The sequence below is a fragment of the Nonomuraea sp. NPDC048901 genome, assembly GCF_040649695.1.
Classification (GTDB): Bacteria; Actinomycetota; Actinomycetes; order Streptosporangiales; family Streptosporangiaceae; genus Nonomuraea.
In genome coordinates this window covers 455019-473267 of the sequence record NZ_JBEZFW010000007.1, presented here as the reverse complement: position 1 = coordinate 473267, position 18249 = coordinate 455019, and the positions used below count along the sequence as shown (strand labels likewise).

The window sequence follows — 18249 nt, the reverse complement described above, 5'->3', positions numbered from 1 at the left end:
GCCGTACGGCGACTGGGGCCCACCGGGCCTGCCGTAAAGGATCAAAAAGGTTGTAAAAGCGATCAGCCTTCGGTGTGGGGGAGGCTGCTTGAGGCGACTAGCGTGCGGATCGCGCGGAGGGCCACGGAAAGCGTCGCCAGGTCGAAGTTGTCGCTTTCCCAGATCTCCGAGAGCGTCTGACGGGCCCTGTGGACCGCCGCCGAGTTCGCCTCCGTCCAGCGGGCCAGGCGCTCCTCCGGGGACAGTCCAGGCGTGCTGTGGGCCAGCACATCCCGGGTCAGCGAGGCGTGGGCCGCGTACAGGTCGTCCCTGAGTGCCGCCCGCGCCATCGAGTTCCAGCGGTTGTCACGCGGCAGCGCGATCACCCGCTCCCTGAGGAGGGCCAGCTGGAGGCGGTCGGCGAGGTCGAAGTACACCTCCGCCGCCTCGTTGACCGGACGCCCCGTGAGCGACGAGATCTCCACCAGGTCGAACGTCGAATAGGCGGGCACCATGGCCGCCACCCGCTCCGCCAGCTCCATCGGCACGCCGCGGGCCGCGAAGGAGTCGCGGCGCTCCTCGAAGGCCGCCAGGTCGGGCCCGGCGAGCAGCTTCGGGATGTGGGCGAGCAGGCCGTTCACACCCTTGACGAAGAAGCTCACCGAGCCGGCCAGGTCGAGCGGCGGGCGGCGGTTGCCGAGCAGCCAGCGCGTGCCACGCTCGGCCAGTTTCCTGGCCTCCAGCAGCATCGCGATCTGGATCGAGGTGTCGGCCTTGTTGTCCAGCGCTTCCACCGCGCGGTGGAAGCTGGCCAGGTCGAACACCTCGCGGGCGACGAGGTAGGCGCGGACGATGTCGGGCGTCGAGGCGCCGGTCTCCTCGCTGAAGCGGAACATGAACGTGGTGCCCATCGAGTTGACCAGCTCGTTCACCACCGTGGTGGTGATGATCTCGCGGCGCAGCGGGTGGGCGTCCATGTACGGCCGGAACCGTTCGCGCAGCGCCGACGGGAAGTACGACACCAGCCACGAGGCCAGGTAGGGGTCGTCGGGCAGGTCGGAGGCGAGCAGTTCGGCGTCGGCCACCAGCTTGGTGTAGGCCAGCAGCACCGAGAACTCGGGCGCCGTCAGACCCAGCCGGGCCTGGCGGCGTTCGGCCAGGATCTTGTCCGAGGGCAGGAACTCCAGCTCCCGGTTGACCAGCCCGTCACGCTCCAGGCGCCGCAGGTAGCGGGAGTGGATGTGGAGCATCTCGGGGGCCTGGGCGCGGGTCGCGGCCAGCACTACGTTCTGGGCGTAGTTGTCGCGCAGCACCAGGTCGGCGACCTCGTCGGTCATCGAGGTGAAGACCTGGTTGCGCTGCTTGTCGGTCAGCTCGCCGTCGCGGACGACCTGGTCGAGCAGGATCTTGATGTTCACCTCGTGGTCGGAGGTGTCGACCCCGGCCGAGTTGTCGATGAAGTCGGTGTTGACCAGCCCGCCGCCGCGCGCGAACTCGATGCGGGCCAGCTGGGTGAACCCCAGGTTGCCGCCCTCGCCGATGACCTTGCAGCGCAGGTCTCCGGCGTCGACCCGCAGCGGGTCGTTGGCCTTGTCGCCCACGTCGGCGTTGGACTCGGTGCCCGCCTTGACGTAGGTGCCGATGCCGCCGTTCCACAGCAGGTCCACGGGGGCCCGGAGGATGGCGCTGATCAGGTCGTTCGGCGCCATCGAGGTGACCGCCGCGGGGATGGAGAGCGCCTCGCGGATCTGCGGCGTGATCTTGATGGACTTGGCCGTACGCGGGTAGACGCCGCCGCCCGCCGAGATCAGCTCGGTGTCGTAGTCCGCCCAGGAGCTGCGTGGCAGGTCGAAGAGCCGTTGCCGCTCGGCGAAGCTGCGGGCGGTGTCGGGGTCGGGGTCGATGAAGATGTGCCGGTGGTCGAAGGCGGCCACCAGCCGAATGTGCCGCGACAGCAGCATGCCGTTGCCGAACACGTCGCCCGACATGTCGCCGATGCCGGCCACGGTGAAGTCGGTGGTCTGGATGTCGGTCCCGATCGTGCGGAAGTGGTACTTGACCGACTCCCAGGCGCCACGCGCGGTGATGCCCATCGCCTTGTGGTCGTAGCCGATCGAGCCGCCGGAGGCGAAGGCGTCGCCGAGCCAGAAGCCGTACTCCTTGGCCACGCCGTTGGCGATGTCGGAGAAGGTCGCGGTGCCCTTGTCGGCGGCGACCACCAGGTAGGGGTCGTCGCCGTCGTGCCTGACCACGTCCGGCGGGGGCACGACCTTGCCGTCGACCAGGTTGTCGGTGACGTCGAGCAGTCCGGAGATGAACATCCGGTAGCAGGCCACGCCCTCGGCGAGCATCTCTTCGCGCCCTCCGCCCGCAGGCGGACGCTTCACGACAAATCCGCCCTTGGACCCAGTGGGCACGATAACGGTATTTTTCACCATCTGGGCTTTGACCAGCCCGAGGATCTCGGTCCGGAAGTCCTCCATCCGGTCCGACCACCGCAACCCGCCTCTGGCCACCTTGCCGAAGCGCAGGTGCACGCCCTCGACCCGGGCCGAGTAGACGAAGATCTCGTACTTCGGCCGCGGCAGCGGCAGCACGCTGATCGCCTGCGGGTCGAACTTCAGCGAGATGTACGGCTTGCGGCGCCCGCCGACGGTCTGGAAGTAGTTGGTACGCAGCGTCGCCTGGATCATCTCCAGGTACGCCCGCAGGATCCGGTCCTCGTCGAGCGAGGCGACCTCGTCGAGCGCGCCCAGGATCTCCTCGTTGAGCGCGTCGGCCAGGTCGGTCCGCACGTCGTCGCCGCGCCGGGGGTCGAGCCGCGCCTCGAACAGCCGCACCAGCAGCCGGGCCAGCCGTACATTGCCCGTCAGCACCCGCTCCATGTAGCGCTGGGAGAAGGCGGAGCCCGCCTGGCGCAGGTATTGGGCGTAGACGCGCAGGATCTCGACCTGCTCCCAGGTCAGCCCGGCCCGCAGGACGAGGGCGTTGAAGTTGTCGGCCTGGACCTCGCCCTTCCACAGCGCGATGAGGCCGTCCTGGAAGAGCCGCTTGAAGTCCTTCCTGTCGACCTCGTCGTTCGGCGTGTAGCGCAGGCCGAAGTCGTAGATCCAGGCGTTCTTGGTGGCGGGGTCGTTGTCCCTGTCGATCTCGTACGGCCGCTCGTCCACGACCTCGACGCCGAGCCGCTGGATCAGCGGGAGCGCCCGCGACAGTGAGATGGGCGAGCCCAGCTTGTAGATCTTCAGCCGCCGCTCGCCCTCGGCCGCGTCGTACGGCTCGTAGAGGTTGAGGCCGATCTCGTTCTCGTCGGCGCCGACCAGCTCCTCCAGGCGGCGCAGGTCCACCACGGCCATCTCCGGAGGGAAGTCGGCCTTGTAGCCCTCGGGGAAGGCCGACTGGTAGCGCCTGGTCAGCTTGGGGGCCTCCGCCTCGGAGGTCTGCTCCGCCAGCGCCGTGGCCAGGTCGTCCTCCCACGACCGGGTGATCGCGGCCAGCCGCGACTCCAACTCCTGCACGTCGACGCCCGGCGGCGGCAGCTGCCTGCCGCGCTCGCCGCGGATGACCACATGCAGCCGGGCCAGGGCGGACTCGCCGATCATCGCGCTGTAGTCGAGCGTCTTGCCGCCCAGCGCCTTGAGCAGGAGCTCCTGCATCTTGTAGCGCACCTGGGTGGTGTAGCGGTCGCGCGGCAGGTAGATCAGGCAGGAGATGTAGCGGCCGTAGTCGTCGCGGCGCAGGAACAGCTTGACCTGCTTGCGCTCGCGCAGCCGCAGCACGCCGAGCGCGATCGGCAGCAGCTGGTCGAGCGAGGTCTGGAAGAGCTCGTCGCGCGGGAAGGTCTCCAGGATCTCGATCAGGTCCTTGCCGTCGTGGCTGTCGGGAGCCAGCCCGGCCTGCTCCAGCACGTCGGCGAGCTTGCGCCTGAGCACCGGGATCCTGGAGATCGACTCGCTGTAGGCCACGTGCGTGAACAGGCCGAGGAACCGGCGCTCGCCGATCACCTCGCCCTCCGGCGAGAACAGCTTCACCCCGATGTAGTCGAGGTAGGCCGCGCGGTGCACGGTCGCCCGGGAGTTGGCCTTGGTGATGATCAGCAGTTGCTTCTCGCGCGCCTTGGCGCGTACCTCGGGGGGCAGTACGGAGAAGCTCTCCGAGCCGATCTTGTCGTCCCGCAGGATGCCCAGCGCCGCGCCGGGCAGCGCGCGCAGCGCGTCGCCCTCGTCGGTCTGCTCCAGGCGGTATTCGCGGTAGCCGAGGAAGGTGAAGTGCCCGTCGGCGAGCCAGCGCAGCAGGTCGAGACTGTCCTCGACCTCCGCGGGCTCCAGCGGCGGCGGGTTCAGCGTGAGGTCCTCGGCGGTCTGTACGGCCACCCCCCGCATCTTCCTGAAGTCCTCGACCGCCTGCCGTACGTCGGACAGGACCCGCTGAAGGTCGGCCTCCAGCTGCCCGAGCACCTCGGGGTCGGTCTGCCGGTCGATCTCGAAGTGCATCCAGGACTCGACCAGCATCTGGCCGGTGACGTCCTCCTGGCCCCGGCCGAGCATCTTGCCGGTCATGTCACGGCGTACCCGCATCTGCGGGTGGACCACCAGGTAGGTGTTGATGTCATGCCTGGCGAGCTCCATCGTCACCGAGTCGACCAGGAAGGACATGTCGTCGGTGACCACCTCCACCACGGAGTGACCCGGGTCCCAGCCGTTCTCCTCGAGGGTCGGCGTGTAGACGCGGACCATGGCCCGGCCCTGGGGGCGTACCTCGGCCAGCTGCTTCTGCGACATCGCCGGGCCGTACACGTCAACGGGGCTGCGGTCGAGCAGGTCCTCCGGCGCGATGTGCCGGTAGTAGACGCGCAGGAAGGCCAGCGCGTCCTCGGGGCTCACATGGTCGCTGCCCGCCGCGCATCGTTGCGCGGCTCGCTGGAGCAACTCATCCTTGGCCTCGTCGAGCGGCATTTCGCTCTCACTCCTTTGTGAGGGTTCGCCATGGCTTGTCATAGCCAGGCCCTTAGTTCCCACAACAGTGGGAAGTAGTGCAGGCGGGTCCTGCCTCGCAGGTAGGGGGCTCCCGTCGAGCCGCCGGTGCCCGATTTGGTGCCGATCTGCCGTTCGACCATCTGCACGTGGCGGGTCCGCCACTGGGCGGCGGTCTCGTCGTGGGTCAGCAGATCTTCGGCCAGTTGCCACAGGTCGTCGTGCGACCCGCGGTCCCTCGCCACGGCCAGCAGCGTGCCCATGATCTCGTCGTCGGAGACCGGCAGCCCACGCTGGGAAAGGGCGGTGAGATAAGCATCCCACAGTGTCGGCTCGTCGAGCCGGCGGCGCAGCCTGGTGAGCTCGGCGTCGTCGGCGTCCCTGAGCCGGCCGAGGTAGCTCGGATCCTTCAGCCCCGACAGGAACTCCAGCTCGCGAAACTGCACCGACTGGAAACCGCTCGCCGGGGCGAGCCTGGCCCGGAACTCCAGAAAGTCCTGGGGCGTCATCGTCTCCAGCACCTCGACCTGCTCGATCAGCACCCGCTCCACCGCGTGCACCCGCTTGAACACGTGCCTGGCCTGCCAGAGCTCGCCCTGGAACATGGCCTCGCGGCCGGCCTCCAGCTCGTGCAGCAGCAGCTTGAACCAGAGCTCGTAGACCTGGTGGATGGTGATGAACAGCAGCTCGTCAGGCGCCTCGGACTGAGGCCGTTGCTGGTCGAGCAATTCGGGCAGGCGAAGGTAGCCGCCATAGGAGAGCCGGCCGCCCTCCTCGCCGAATCGCCTGTCGGGAGGAACGGCCGCATCACCGTCGATGCCCACCGAACACCTCCCCAAGCCGCCCGGTCTGCTCGACCGGGCGTATGCGCCTCGCCGTACCGATATCACCCGAAAAGGGGAAAAAGGTCAACGTGACATCGACATCGGCGGGTCGTCCTCAGCAGCTGAGGGCAGGTGTTTGAGCTCGTCGAGTCGGCTCGGAATCTCGGCCATGTCCTGGAGCTCCGCCTGGCACCTTGCGCATGTGTCGAGGTGGCGCTCGAACTCCTCTAGTTCCTCTTCGTCGAGGACACCGAGGACGTAGGCGGCCACCCCTTCATGCATTACCCGGCTACCCCCTTGTCCTGCAGAAGCACACGGAGAGCCCGGATCCCGTAGTAGAGCCTGGACTTCACCGTGCCCGGCGGAATCCCCAGAATCTCCGCCGCTTCACTTATCGTACGGTCCCGAAGGTAGGTCTGCTCAATGACTTCCCGGTGTTCGTCCGACAGGCTCCGCAGCGCGTCAGCGACCACCATGGCCGAGAGCGCCCGCTCCGAGCCGTCAGGCACCGCCAGCATGTCGACTTCCGGCGGCTCGACCTCGTGAGGCCGAACACTCTTACGCCGGCGACCGTCGATGACGATACGGCGGGCCACTGTCAGTAGCCATGCCCAGATGAGGCTGGGCTCCCATTGCAGTCTTGCCGAGTGACGCCAGGCTCTAACGATCGTCTCTTGAACGACGTCTTCGGCCCATTGAAGATCGTTCCCGGTCGACTTGCGTACGTGGCGCAGCAGAGGGCCGCCGAACTCCTGGTAGAGCACCGCAATGCGGTGTTCCGCCTCGGCATCCGCACTCTCTAACCTGCCGGCGAGATGACCTAGCACGGGGCACATCTTTACACCTTCGTTATCACTCCGGTAGTCACTCCGATAACTCCAGTCATTTCTGACTATTTGGACCCCTTGAGTGAACCGGTCCCCGAAGGCCCGCGTACCTCCGATCATGCACAGGCTTTTGCGCGGCGAACTGCTCATGTTCGGCGGCTTCGCAGTGGCTGCCACGGTCACGATCCTGCTGGTCCTGCCACCAGGAAGCTCCGCAGGATCCACTCAGTACACGCAGTCGGCCGCCGGTCCTCTCGGGCCGGCAGACCGCGACCTGCTAGTCAGAGTACGCCAGGCAGGCCTCTGGGAGATTCCTGTTGGCCAATGGGCCCAGACACGGGCCGAGTCAGCGAGCGTGAAGGAGACCGGGAGGCACCTGGTCGAAGATCACACGAAGCTGGACGAGGCGACTCGCGCGCTCGCCGCGAAACTCGGCGTGCCCATCCCAGACGTGGCCAATGCCGATCAGCAGAGCTGGATGGCCCAGCTGTCCGCGGAGAAGGGTCCCGCCTTCGACAAGGACTTCGCCAACCTGTTGCGAGCCGCGCACGGCAAGGTCTTCGCCGTCGTGGCAGATGTGCGGGCGGGGACTCGCAACACCGAGATCAGGAAGTTCGCCAACACCGCCAACACGGTGGTGCTGAAGCACATGACGCTGCTGGAAGGCACTGGCCTGGTCGACTTCGGCGACCTTCCCGAGCCCCCCACGCCCTCACCGGTTCCACCCGTCGCAACGGCGGTCGATACGAGGAGACAGTAATGAGGAGATCCAGACGCACGGCCGCGGCCGTGTCCGCCCTGGCCGTGATGGCCAGCGGCCTGGTGTCCGCGGCCGTGATCGGCGTCGGTCCGGCGCTTGCGGACCATTGCGATCCGGCACAGCAGGGCAAGCCGTCTCAATCACCGACGCAACAAAGGCGACAGCAGCAGGCCCCGGACAACCAGGACCAGCAACAGCAGCAGGACCAGGGCCAGCAGCAGGACAACAACCAGGATCAGCAGCAACAGGACCAGCAGGGTCAGCAGGACCAGGGTCAGCAACAGCAACAGGACCAGCAGGGCCAGCAGCAGGACCAGGGTCAGCAACAGCAGCAGCAAGGCGGCGGAGCCCTCTTGGCCGCGCCGACCCCGGAGCCGCAGGACACCGGCAACGGCCAGGACCAGCAGAACAACAACCAGGACCAGAACAACAACAACCAGGATCAGCAGCAGCAGGACCAGCAGGGTCAGCAGGACCAGGGCCAGCAGCAGCAACAGGACCAGGGTCAGCAGCAGCAGTTCCGCCGCCGGGGCAACAACAACAACCAGAACCCGACGAAGAGCCCGTCCGCGTCCCCCTCCCCCACCGAGAGCGACCACGACGAGGGCGAGTGCGCCGACCTCGGCCCGTTCGTCGAGGACTTCGTCGACATCCGCCAGGTCGGCCGCGGCCAGCTCGCCAACCCCCAGTTCGGTAGGAACGGCTCCAGGGGCACCTTCGTCTCCGCCTGTGGGACGAACGGCAACAAGCACAACAACCCTGACAACTTCATCGTCGCTCCGGGCGTGAGCAACGGCGCTCACCACCTGCACGACTACGTGGGCAACCTGACGACGGACGGGTTCTCGACGGACCAGAGTCTCGCCGCAGGAGGCACCACCTGCCGGTTCGGCGACAAGTCGGCCTACTTCTGGCCAGTGCTCCGCGACCGCAAGGTGGACGTCAACACCAACGACCAGGACGGCAACGTCGGCCAGGTCCTGCGGGCCCGCCAGGTGACCCTCCAGTTCCGCGGCAACGCCACGTCCAGGGTGGTCGCGATGCCGAGGTTCCTGAGGATCATCACCGGTGACGCGAAGGCGGCCACGAACGGCGGAGCGAACGCGAAGGCCGCGTGGACGTGTACCGGCTTCCAGAACCGCATCACTAATAACAAATATCCACTCTGCCCACGCGGCAGCCAAGTCGTCCGTATTCTAGATTTCCCAAGCTGCTGGGATGGACAGAACACCGACAGCGCCAACCACCGCACGCACATAGTGTTCCCGGGCCAGGGTGGCGCCTGCCCGCAGGGAACGAAGGCCGTCCCACAGCTGCGTATGTCCCTCACGTACTCGGTTCCACAGGGACCGTCCTTCGCCGTGGACGCGTTCCCTGAGCAGAAGCACAATCCGGTGACCGATCACGCAGACTTCGCCAACGTGATGTCTGACCAGCTCATGAACTTCGTGGTCAGCTGCATCAACCGCGGACGTCGTTGCTGACGTAGATCGGCCCTCCCGAGTCGCACCCTCAATCGACGACCATGGAGGGAATCGATGCTCCACAGAAGACTGCCCCGGCATGCTCCGAGCAAGCTGGACTCCAGGTGGGTCCGGTTCGGGGTAAGCGCCGTGCTGGCCGCGCTGGTTCTGGCGGGGTTCGCCCTGACCAGGACCGACAGCGGGATCTCAGTGCTCGGCCAAGGGGTGGCTTTCCTCGAGTTCTACGCGGGCGTGTTCGCCCTGGTGCTGCTGAGTGCGACGGTCGGGCTCGGCCTGCTCACCACCGAACGCGTCTTCCTGTCCCCGTCCAACAGGGTCAGGGCACAGCTGGCACACCGGGCCACAGCGATGATCGGGATGGCCTACCTGGTCACGCACATCACCCTCATGGTCAGTCTGGGGCATGCCCCACTGGCCGCGACAGTGGTCCCAATTGCCGGTATCTATGTGGGATTCGGCGCTGTAGCCTTCGACATGATGGTGATCATCGTTGTGTCGGGAATGGTCCGAGGACGGTTCGCGGTGACGGCCAAGCCATGGATATGGCGGACGCTCCACGCCACCGCGTACCTGTCCTGGCCCGTGGCCATCATGCATGGCCTGACCGCGGGCCGTCCTCCGGCGCCTTGGGTGGCGTGGTCCTACATCGCCTGCCTCGCGGCGGTCGGTGGGGCGTTGCTCGTCCGAGTGCTCGCCACCACGCTCAGGCCGGCTCTCCAGCCGGAATGGGTGAAGACGATGGAGGTCGACACCTCACCGGTCGAGCGGCCGGTGGACGTCAACGCGCCGGTTAGCCTCGACGCGGCGCGCAGGAAGTACCGGGAGGCGGGATGAGACCGCACAGGAATGCCCAGGAGGCGCCAGAGTGATCCCGCATAGAGTCCCACGCGTGTTACGCGTGGGCCCGGCCCGGCTGACCGCCGGGCTGGAGCACACCAGGCGGATCGATCTGCCGGCGCACCGGACGCTTCATGGCGAGCCGGTGTTGCGCGATATCGAGACGCTGATCGCCCAGGTGAACGAGGTCGACATGCGCGGCCGAGGCGGAGCGGCGTTCCCCGTCGGCCGCAAGCTGCGCGCCGTCGCCGACGCCGCCGGGGCACGCGAGAGTGTCGTGCTGGTCAACGGCTCGGAGGGCGAGCCGGCCAGCTTCAAGGACACCATGATGCTCATCCGCAACCCGCACCTCGTGCTCGACGGAGCGGTCCTCGCCGCCGAGGCCCTGCACGCGCGCGAGGTCGTCGTGGCGATCGGATCCGGCGGCGAGGTGGCCGAGTCATCGGTCTCCGCGGCCGTGGCCGAGCGCCGCGCCGCCAATGTGGCGGGCGGCCAGGAGAGCCACGTGAAGATCCGGGTGGTCGGCCTGGAGGAGCGGTTCATCTCGGGCGAGGGCGGCGCGCTGGTACGCGGCGTGAACGGCGACGTGGCCATCCCCAACGGCCGCAAGAAGCGCGCCGCCGAGAGCGGCGTGGACGGCCTGCCCACGCTGCTGTCGAACACGGAGACCTTCGCCCAGCTCGCCCTGCTCGCCGAGTTCGGCCCCGAAGGGTACGCCGAGTACGGCACCGCCAAGGAACCCGGCACCGTCCTGCTCAGCGTGAGCGGCGGCGCCACCAACCCCGCCGTCGTGGAGGCGCCCACGGGCACCCCGCTGATCGACGTCCTCGACCTGTGCGAGGCGGAGATCGGCGACGGCGTCCTCATGGGCGGCTACCACGGCGCCTGGATGAGCTACGAGAACGCCCTCTCCGCGGTGATCTCGCGCGAAGGCATGAAGAAGATGGGCAGCGAGCTGGGTGCCGGGATCATCGTCCCGCTCGGCGACTCGACCTGCCCACTCGGCGAGACCACCCGGGTGGCGGCCTACCTCGCCGCCCAGTCCTCGGGCCAGTGCGGCCCCTGCCGCCTCGGGCTGCCCGACGTGGCCCGGGCCCTGCTCGCGCTGGTCGAGGGCACCGGGTCCACGGACGCGGTGCGCCGCACCGTACGCGCCGTCGAGCGAAGAGGCGCCTGCTTCCACCCCGACGGCACCGCCAGGTTCGTCCTCTCCTCCCTGGACGCCTTCGAGAGCGACATCGCCCTTCACCTGGAGTACGGCTCCTGCGGCCGGCCGGTCCGCGGCGTGCTGCCTCTCCCGGAGCACGAGGACGAGCCCGAGTACCGCCTGGACGTGGACTGGACCCGTTGCGAGGGCCACGGCCTGTGCGCGCACCTGCTGCCGGAATTCGTGGAACTGGACGAATACGGCTTCCCGTCCTTCAAGACCGTGCCGGGCTGGATGGCGAAGGAGGCGCGTCGGGCCGTCGACATGTGCCCCGCGCTGGCCCTGCGCCTCAATGAGTCCATAGCGGTACGGGCGGCGGGTTAATCCCCCGGTCCGTCCGCCTGAGCGCGCTCAGGCGGACGGACCGGGCTCCTCTCGTACTGACCGGGCCCCTCCGGCACCGGCACCGGGCTTGCCTGGTTACGCATTTGTGACCAACCTGGCGGCTTCCGGGGTCGTCTCACCGATCGGTTCACCACGATCACCAGGAGACGACCATGGACCGCCGCGACTTCCTCCGCGCCGCCACGCTGGCACCGGTACTGGGGCTGGTCTCCGTACCGCCCGCGCTCGCCTCCTCCGCCCCCGACTGGCCGGGGTTACGCCGCCGCCTCACCGGCAGGCTCGTCCTGCCGGCCGACGCGGGGTACGGCGCGGCGCGGCGGCTGTTCAATCCCGCCTTCGACAGCATCAGGCCGGGCGGCGTCGCCTATTGCGCGACCCCCGCGGATGTCTCCGCGTGCCTGTCCTTCGTCCGCGCGAACCGCCTGCCCGTCACCGCCCGCTCGGGCGGCCACTCCTACGCGGGCTGGTCCACCGGCACCGGCCTGGTGATCGACGTCTCCCGGATGAACTCCGTCAGTCACGCCGCCGGCCGCGCCACCGTGGGCGCCGGGGCCAAGCTGGTCGACGTCTACGACAAGCTGGGCCGCGCCGGCGTGAGCATCCCCGCCGGTTCGTGCCCCACGGTCGGAGTGAGTGGCCTGGCGCTGGGCGGCGGGATCGGCGTGGTCTCCAGGAAGTACGGCCTGACCTGCGACACGCTCGAGTCCGTACGGATCGTCACGGCCGACGGCCGCCTCCTGACCTGCGACGCCGACCACCACCCCGACCTCTACTGGGCGTGCAGGGGCGGTGGCGGCGGGAACTTCGGCGTGGCGGTGTCCTTCACCTTCCGCACGCACAAGACCCGCGACACCACCGTGTTCTTCCTGCACTGGCCGTGGGCCAAGGCCGAGGCGGCGGTCAAGGCCTGGCAGTCCTGGGCGCCCACCGCGCCGGACGAGCTGTGGTCCACGCTGCACCTGACTCGGAACAACGGGCTGGACGTGCAGATCGGCGGTACGTACCTGGGCGGGAAGGCGGCGCTCGACCGCCTCCTGGCGCCACTCGTCGCCCAGATCGGCCGCCCCTCCTCCCGCTACGCCTCCACGACGTCCTACACGCACGCCATGATGGTCATGGCGGGCTGCTCCTCACTCTCGGTCGCGCAGTGCCACCTACCTGGCCAGACCGCCGCGGGCCGCCTCAGCAGGGACACCTTCGCCGCCAAGTCGCATCTGGCCTACCAGAAGCTGTCGGCGGCCGGGATCAGGGCGCTGGTCGCCGGGGTGGCCCGAGCGGGAGAGCACACCGTACAACTGGACGCGCTGGGCGGCGCGGTCGCCCGGGTCCGCCCGGACGCCACCGCCTTCCCGCACCGGGCGGCGCTGTTCGGCGTCCAGTACTACTCGAAAGGCACCGGCCGGGCCTGGCTGCGCGGCATCCACGGCGACATGCGGGCGTATCTGGGCGATCACGCGTACGTGAACTACATCGACCCGGACCTGACCGACTGGCGGACCGCCTACTACGGAGCCAACGCGCCACGCCTGGCCGCCGTGAAGGCCGCCTACGATCCCGGCCGGGTCTTCCACCTGCCCCAAGGTGTGTAAATCGGTCGCCGGACCGGGCCGTGAGCTGGGAAGATCGGTAACATGCGCAACTGGCCGCTCTTCGGGCTATCCGTGACCACCCCCCGTCTCGAACTCCGCATACCGTCGCTCGCGGACCTCGACGAGCTCGGAGACCGAGCGGCCGAAGGCGTACACGAGCCGGGCTACATGCCGTTCCTGTTCCCGTGGTCCGACGCCGAGCCGCAGGAGCGGGCCAAGGCCACCGTCCGCTACCACTTCCGCACCTGGGCCGAGTTCAGCCGGGAGAAGTGGACGCTGGAGTTCGCGGTGGTCTCGGAGGGCCAGGTGGTCGGCGTGCAGGCACTGATGGCCTCCGACTTCCTGGTCACGCGGGAGGCCGGCACGGGCTCGTGGCTCGGCAAACGCTTCCAGGGCAGGGGCATCGGCAGGGAGATGCGCGCGGCCGTACTCCACCTGGCCTTCGAGGGTTTGGGCGCCGAGTACGCGACGACGGAGGCATTCCACGACAACCACGCCTCACTCGCGGTGACACGCCGCCTCGGCTACCACGAGGACGGCATCATCCTGCACAACCGCAAGGGCACAGTGGCAACGGGCCGCCGCTTCCGCCTACCCCGGTCCGACTGGAAGCCGATGAACGGCATCGAAATCCACAACCTGGACCCCTGCCTACCCCTCTTCGGTCTCTAGCAAGGGCCGGTGACCATTCCCTGGGTGAGGTCGTCCGCGACGGCCTCGGGATCGCGCAGGTCCGCCTGCCCGTACCCACCGCCGCCTCCCGACTCGCAGCGCAGCACGTCCCCCGCACTGACCGGCAGCGCGTTGACCTTGAGCATCTCGCGCTGCCGCGGCGTGCCGGGGTTGAGCGTGACGCGCGGCGGCGCGCCGGCCGCGCCCCCGGCCAGGCCCCATGCGGGGGTGACCGAGCGCTCGAACCACAGCGACAATGAGGTGTCGCCGATGAACTCGTACTCCCGGACCACGCCGTTGCCCCCGCGCCACTGTCCCTGGCCGCCGGTGTCGGGGCGGACCTCGTAGCGGGTGACGCGGACCGGGAAGAGCGTTTCGAGCACCTCGATCGGCATGTCGCGCAGCGACCCGTTCACGTTGTTGATCAGGCAGGTCTCGCCGTCGCCACCCTCCCAGGCGCCCCAGCCGCCGACGGTGGCCTCCTGCGAGACGTACAGCTTGCCGGTACGCGGGTCGGTGCCGGTGAACTGGACGATGAGGGAGTCGCCGTAGGAGGCCGCGGCGGCTTTGCCGGGCACGACCGGGGCCAGCGCCTTGACGACGAGGTCGATGAGCAGGCCGAGGTGGGAGTAGTAGTACTGGCAGGCGGCGGGCGACTGGGCCGCCAGCATGGAGCCCGGCCTGGTGGCCACGTCGAGGGGACGGAACGAGCCGCCGTTGAGCGGCACGTCGGCGCTGATGAGCAGCTTGTACGCGACGCGGACGGCGGCGACCGCCTGGGCCGCTCCGCAGTTGACCGGCCCGGTCGCCTGGTCGGCGCAGTCGGTGAGGTCGACGTGGACGCGCTCTCCCTCGACGGTCACGGTGACGTTGACCGGCAGCGGGGTGGCCAGGTCGATGCCGTCGTTGTCGAGGAACCCGCCGGCGGTGTAGGTGCCGTCGGGGATGGCGGCGACGGCCTGGAGTTCGAGGCGCTCGGTCTGGGCGAAGATCTCGTCACGGGCGGCCATCACGGTCGCCACGCCCCAGCGCCCGACGATCTCGGCCAGGCGGCGCTGTCCGGTCATCGCGCAGGCGACCTGGGCACGCATGTCGCCGAGCGTGGCGTGGGGGAAGCGGACGTTCCGGGCGATGACCTCGTGCAGGTCGCGGCAGGGCGCGCCGTTCTCGTAGACCTTCATCGGGCCCATGCGCAGGCCCTCCTGGAAGATCGAGGTGGAGTCCATGGAGCCGCCGGGGTCCTTGGAGCCCATGTCGAGCCAGTGGGCGCGCGAGGCGGCGAACCCCACGAGCTCGCCGCCGACGAAGATCGGGCCGTAGACCGTGACGTCGTTGAGGTGCGTGCCGCCGATGTAGGAGTCGTTGAGCACCCAGACGTCGCCCTCCTGCCAGACGTCACGGCCGAACATCCGCTCGGTCTCGCGAGTGCAGACCTCCAGGTTGCCGAGGAAGATCGGCAGGCCGCTCGACTGGCCGAGAACGTTGTGGTCGCGGTCCATGAGCGCGACGGCGCAGTCCTTGGCCTCGTAGATGACCGGCGTGTAGGAGGAGCGGATGAGGGTGGTGTTCATGTCTTCCGCCGCCTGGAGGAGCGCGCAGCGGATGATCTCTGTGGTCACGGGGTCGATCATGAGGTCACCTTGATGATCAGGAAGCCGTTGGCGTCGACGGTGGCCAGGCAGCCGGGCGGGATGACGGTGGTGGCCGTCTCCTCCACCACGATGGCGGGCCCCTCGATCTCGCCGTCCAGGGCGCTTCTGCGCAGGACGGCGGTGCGGTGCACCTGCCCGTCGAAGATCACATCGCGTACGGCGGGCGGGTGCGTCTCGCGTACCGGAGCCGCGGTGGCGGCCTTGGGGAAGGTGCCGAAGCCGGTGCTGCGCAGCATGACGAACTCGACCGGCGCCTCGGGCGTGGCATGGCCATATCTGCTGGTGTGGGCCTCGGCGTAGCGCCGCGCGATGGCCTGGAGGAAGCCGGGCGCAGCGGGCTCTGTGGCGTCCAGGAGCGGGATCGTGAGCGTGTAGTCCTGTCCCTCGTAACGCATGTCCAGTGCGTGCTCGACCCGCCGCCGGTCGAGGGGGACGCCCTGGCTGTCGAGCGCGGCCATGGCGTCGCGTTCGAGCTCGGCCAGCCGCGCCGCCAGGTGCTCGCCGTCGAGGTCGTCCTGCGCGCGGAAGTACGGATGGGTGAGGTCGCGCCGTACGTCGGCCTCCAGCATCCCCCACGCGGAGAAGGCGCCGGGGAAGCGCGGCACGACCACCTCGCCGATGCCGAGCTCGCGGGCGATGAAGACGGCGTGCATGGCGCCCGCGCCGCCGAAGGCGACCAGGGCGAACTCGCGCGGCTCCACGCCGTGCTCGACCGTGAGCGTACGGATGGCCTGGGCCATCTTGGCGTTGGCGACGTCGCAGATGCCCTCGGCCAGCTGGAGCGGATCCATGTCGAGGGTCTCGGCGAGCGTGGCGACGGCCGTCCCCGCCGCCTCGACGTCCAGCTCCATCAGACCGCCGGCGAACCAGGCGGGGTCGACGCGGCCCAGCACGACGTTGGCGTCGGTCACGGTCGGCCGGTCGCCGCCCCTGCCGTAACAGGCGGGCCCCGGCACGGCCCCCGCCGACTCGGGGCCGACGCGCAGCGCGCCCGCCTCGGCGTAGGCGATGGAGCCGCCGCCCGCGCCGATGGTGTGCAGGTTCACGATCGGCATCAGGACGGGGAAGCCCTCGATGTGCGCCTCGGCGCTGATGTCCGGGCGGCCGTTGACGACGAGGGAGACGTCGAAGGAGGTGCCGCCCATGTCCACGCAGATGGCGTTCTCGCGGCCGAGCAGGCGGGCCGCGGCGACCCCGCCCATCGTGCCGCCGACGGGGCCAGACAGCAGCGTCTGCAGGGGCCGCCGCATCGCGAAACCCGCGTTGACCAGGCCGCCGGAGGACTGCATCACGTGTACGGGCACGGCCAGGCCGCGCTCGGCGAAGCGCCGCTCGATCCGCGACAGGTAGCTGCGCACGACCGGTCCGGCGTAGGCCTCGAGAACGGCGGAGGAGGTGCGCTCGTACTCGCGCCACTCCCTGGCCACCTCGTGGCTGAGCACGATCAGGACGTCGTCGCCGAGCTCCTGCCTGAGGATCTCGCCCGCGCGGAGCTCGTGGGCCGGGTTGGCGAAGGAGAACAGCAGCGTGACCGCGACGGCGTCGAAGCCCTCGGCCTTCGCGCGGTGGGCGGCCCGTCGTACGGCCTGCTCGTCGAGCGGCTGGAGCTCCGCGCCGCGCCAGTCGAGCCGGCCCGCCGCCTCCATGACGTCGGCACGGGGCACCAACGGCGTCGGTTTGCGGTAGCGCAGGTCGAACATGCGGTCGCGGTTGCCGCGGGCGATCTGGTAGACGTCGCGCGCGCCGGCGCTGGTCAGCAGCAGGACCTTGGCGCCCTTGCGTTCGAGCAGGGCGTTGAGACCCTGGGTGGTGCCGTGCACGAAGAAGGAGATGAGGGTCGGGTCGTCGACCACGCGGCCGAGCGCGGCGAAGACGCCCTCGGCGAGATCTCCGGGGGTGGTCGGCGCCTTCGAGGCCAGCACGGCACCGGTCTGCTCGTCGTAGCAGACCACGTCGGTGAAGGTACCGCCGATGTCCATGGCGACGCGAAAAGTCATGGCCGCACCGTATGCGGTCCCGGCCGTCCGCAGGTGTGCCGGGTGCACGGCTTTCGCGCCTGCTTCATGCGTGACGCACCCCTTCGCGGGCTAAGGCGCCACCCCGACAGACGCGGGTGGCGGGCAGGCGTGGCGGCGGTATCTGCCGGGCGCGGTGCCGTACTCGCGCTTGAAGGCGTTGGCGAAGGCGAACTCGGAGGTGTAGCCGACGCGCGCGGAGATCTCGCTCAGTGAGTCCTCCGACTCGCGGAGCAGGCGGGCGGCCGTGGCCAGGCGCCACCACGTGACGTAGCTGAGCGGCGGCTGGCCGATCAAGCTGGTGAAGCGGCGGGAGAAGGCCGCGCGGGAGAGCCCGGCCTTGCCGCCGAGCGTCTCGACCGTCCAGGGATGCGCGGGATCGCGGTGGATCGCGTTGAGCGCCACGCTGATCGAGGGGTCGGCCAGGGCGGTGGCCCAGCCGCCGACCTCGCACTGTCCGGGCTCGGTGTCGAGCCAGGCGCGCAGGATGTACAGCAGCAGCATGTCGAGCAGTGAGGTGACGACGGTGTCGGCGCCCAGGCGCGGACTGCCGATCTCGCTGCCCAGCAGGTCGACGGCGGCGCGGAGCTCGGGATGGTGGCCGAGGCGGGCGGGCAGGTGGACCATGTCGGGCAGGTCGCGCAGGACCGGATGGGCCCGGCTGGGGTCGAGCCGGTAGCCACCGCAGAGCAGGACCGTGGCCGCGCCGGGCCCCTCCATGGAGGCCGAGGCGAACAGGTCCCGCTCCTCCAGCGGGTCGCAGTCAGGGTCGGCCAGCGGGGTGGCCGGGCTGTCGGCCATCGCGTAGCCGTGGCCGTGCGGGAAGAAGACCACGTCGCCGACGCTCAGCTGGACGGGGTCGCCGTCCGGCGGGATGAGCCACGGGGAGCCTTGGATGATCACCTGGAAGCCCGCCGAGCCGGGAGCCGAGGGGAACCACTGGCCCCAGGGGGCGTGCCATTCGACGAGCGCGGATCGGGGCTGTCCGGTGCGCATGATGGCGATCACATCGCTGAGCACGTCCATGGTCGAAGTCTAGCCTGCGAGACGCTCGCGTATAAAAGGCAGATACCCAAGCATTGGCC

General features: G+C 69.2%; 14 protein-coding genes. 6 read left to right on the top strand and 8 right to left on the bottom strand.

From position 1 onward, the window contains the following. Window positions 1-62 precede the first annotated feature (62 nt). The 4 genes from AB0C30_RS26805 to AB0C30_RS26790 all read right to left on the bottom strand — a co-directional run bounded on the left by AB0C30_RS26805 (window position 63) and on the right by AB0C30_RS26790 (window position 6612). Complete coding sequence (locus tag AB0C30_RS26805) at window positions 63-4934, bottom strand: NAD-glutamate dehydrogenase (RefSeq protein WP_357949196.1); 4872 nt, start codon at window positions 4932-4934, stop codon at window positions 63-65. A 38-nt stretch (window positions 4935-4972) separates the two neighbouring features. Continuing rightward, on the bottom strand, window positions 4973-5776 hold the full coding sequence (locus AB0C30_RS26800) for a tryptophan 2,3-dioxygenase family protein (protein WP_357949193.1): 804 nt from the start codon (window positions 5774-5776) through the stop codon (window positions 4973-4975). Window positions 5777-5860: 84 nt separating this feature from the next. Further along, entirely contained in the window at window positions 5861-6046 is a 186-nt protein-coding gene (locus AB0C30_RS26795; RefSeq protein ID WP_357949191.1) for a zf-HC2 domain-containing protein, read from the bottom strand. A gap of 11 nt (window positions 6047-6057) precedes the next feature. Continuing rightward, a complete protein-coding gene (locus AB0C30_RS26790) occupies window positions 6058-6612 on the bottom strand; it encodes a sigma-70 family RNA polymerase sigma factor (protein WP_357949189.1) in 555 nt (184 codons plus the stop codon). 109 nt (window positions 6613-6721) lie between these two features. Between AB0C30_RS26790 and AB0C30_RS26785 the strand changes: the two genes are divergently transcribed. After that, on the top strand, window positions 6722-7363 hold the full coding sequence (locus tag AB0C30_RS26785; RefSeq protein WP_357949186.1) for a DUF4142 domain-containing protein: 642 nt from the start codon (window positions 6722-6724) through the stop codon (window positions 7361-7363). Between the two features lie 140 nt (window positions 7364-7503). Here AB0C30_RS26785 and AB0C30_RS26780 read toward each other — a convergent pair whose 3' ends face one another. After that, complete coding sequence (locus AB0C30_RS26780) at window positions 7504-7701, bottom strand: hypothetical protein (RefSeq protein ID WP_357949183.1); 198 nt, start codon at window positions 7699-7701, stop codon at window positions 7504-7506. A gap of 15 nt (window positions 7702-7716) precedes the next feature. On the opposite strand from AB0C30_RS26780, the gene AB0C30_RS26775 reads away from it, so the two are divergent. From AB0C30_RS26775 to AB0C30_RS26755, 5 genes are all read left to right on the top strand, one after another. Further along, the gene (locus AB0C30_RS26775) at window positions 7717-8847 is read left to right on the top strand and encodes a DUF1996 domain-containing protein (protein ID WP_357949180.1); all 1131 of its coding nucleotides are present in this window, start codon (window positions 7717-7719) and stop codon (window positions 8845-8847) included. 54 nt (window positions 8848-8901) lie between these two features. Further along, window positions 8902-9681 (top strand): hypothetical protein, encoded by a 780-nt coding sequence (locus AB0C30_RS26770; protein ID WP_357949178.1) that lies wholly within the window; start codon window positions 8902-8904, stop codon window positions 9679-9681. A gap of 55 nt (window positions 9682-9736) precedes the next feature. Continuing rightward, window positions 9737-11215 (top strand): ferredoxin, encoded by a 1479-nt coding sequence (locus AB0C30_RS26765; protein ID WP_357949175.1) that lies wholly within the window; start codon window positions 9737-9739, stop codon window positions 11213-11215. Window positions 11216-11388: 173 nt separating this feature from the next. Beyond that, on the top strand, window positions 11389-12825 hold the full coding sequence (locus tag AB0C30_RS26760; RefSeq protein WP_357949173.1) for an FAD-binding oxidoreductase: 1437 nt from the start codon (window positions 11389-11391) through the stop codon (window positions 12823-12825). A gap of 42 nt (window positions 12826-12867) precedes the next feature. Next, window positions 12868-13497 (top strand): GNAT family protein, encoded by a 630-nt coding sequence (locus AB0C30_RS26755; protein ID WP_357949170.1) that lies wholly within the window; start codon window positions 12868-12870, stop codon window positions 13495-13497. Here AB0C30_RS26755 and AB0C30_RS26750 read toward each other — a convergent pair. The 3 genes from AB0C30_RS26750 to AB0C30_RS26740 form a co-directional block, all read right to left on the bottom strand. Then, a complete protein-coding gene (locus AB0C30_RS26750) occupies window positions 13494-15128 on the bottom strand; it encodes a hydantoinase B/oxoprolinase family protein (RefSeq protein WP_357949167.1) in 1635 nt (544 codons plus the stop codon). The genes AB0C30_RS26755 and AB0C30_RS26750 overlap by 4 nt on opposite strands. Next, window positions 15125-17146, bottom strand: a complete 2022-nt coding sequence (locus AB0C30_RS26745; protein WP_357949164.1) for a hydantoinase/oxoprolinase family protein — start codon at window positions 17144-17146, stop codon at window positions 15125-15127. The genes AB0C30_RS26750 and AB0C30_RS26745 overlap by 4 nt, the downstream gene beginning before the upstream one ends. A gap of 90 nt (window positions 17147-17236) precedes the next feature. After that, a complete protein-coding gene (locus AB0C30_RS26740) occupies window positions 17237-18190 on the bottom strand; it encodes an AraC family transcriptional regulator (RefSeq protein ID WP_357949161.1) in 954 nt (317 codons plus the stop codon). Window positions 18191-18249: the final 59 nt, after the last annotated feature.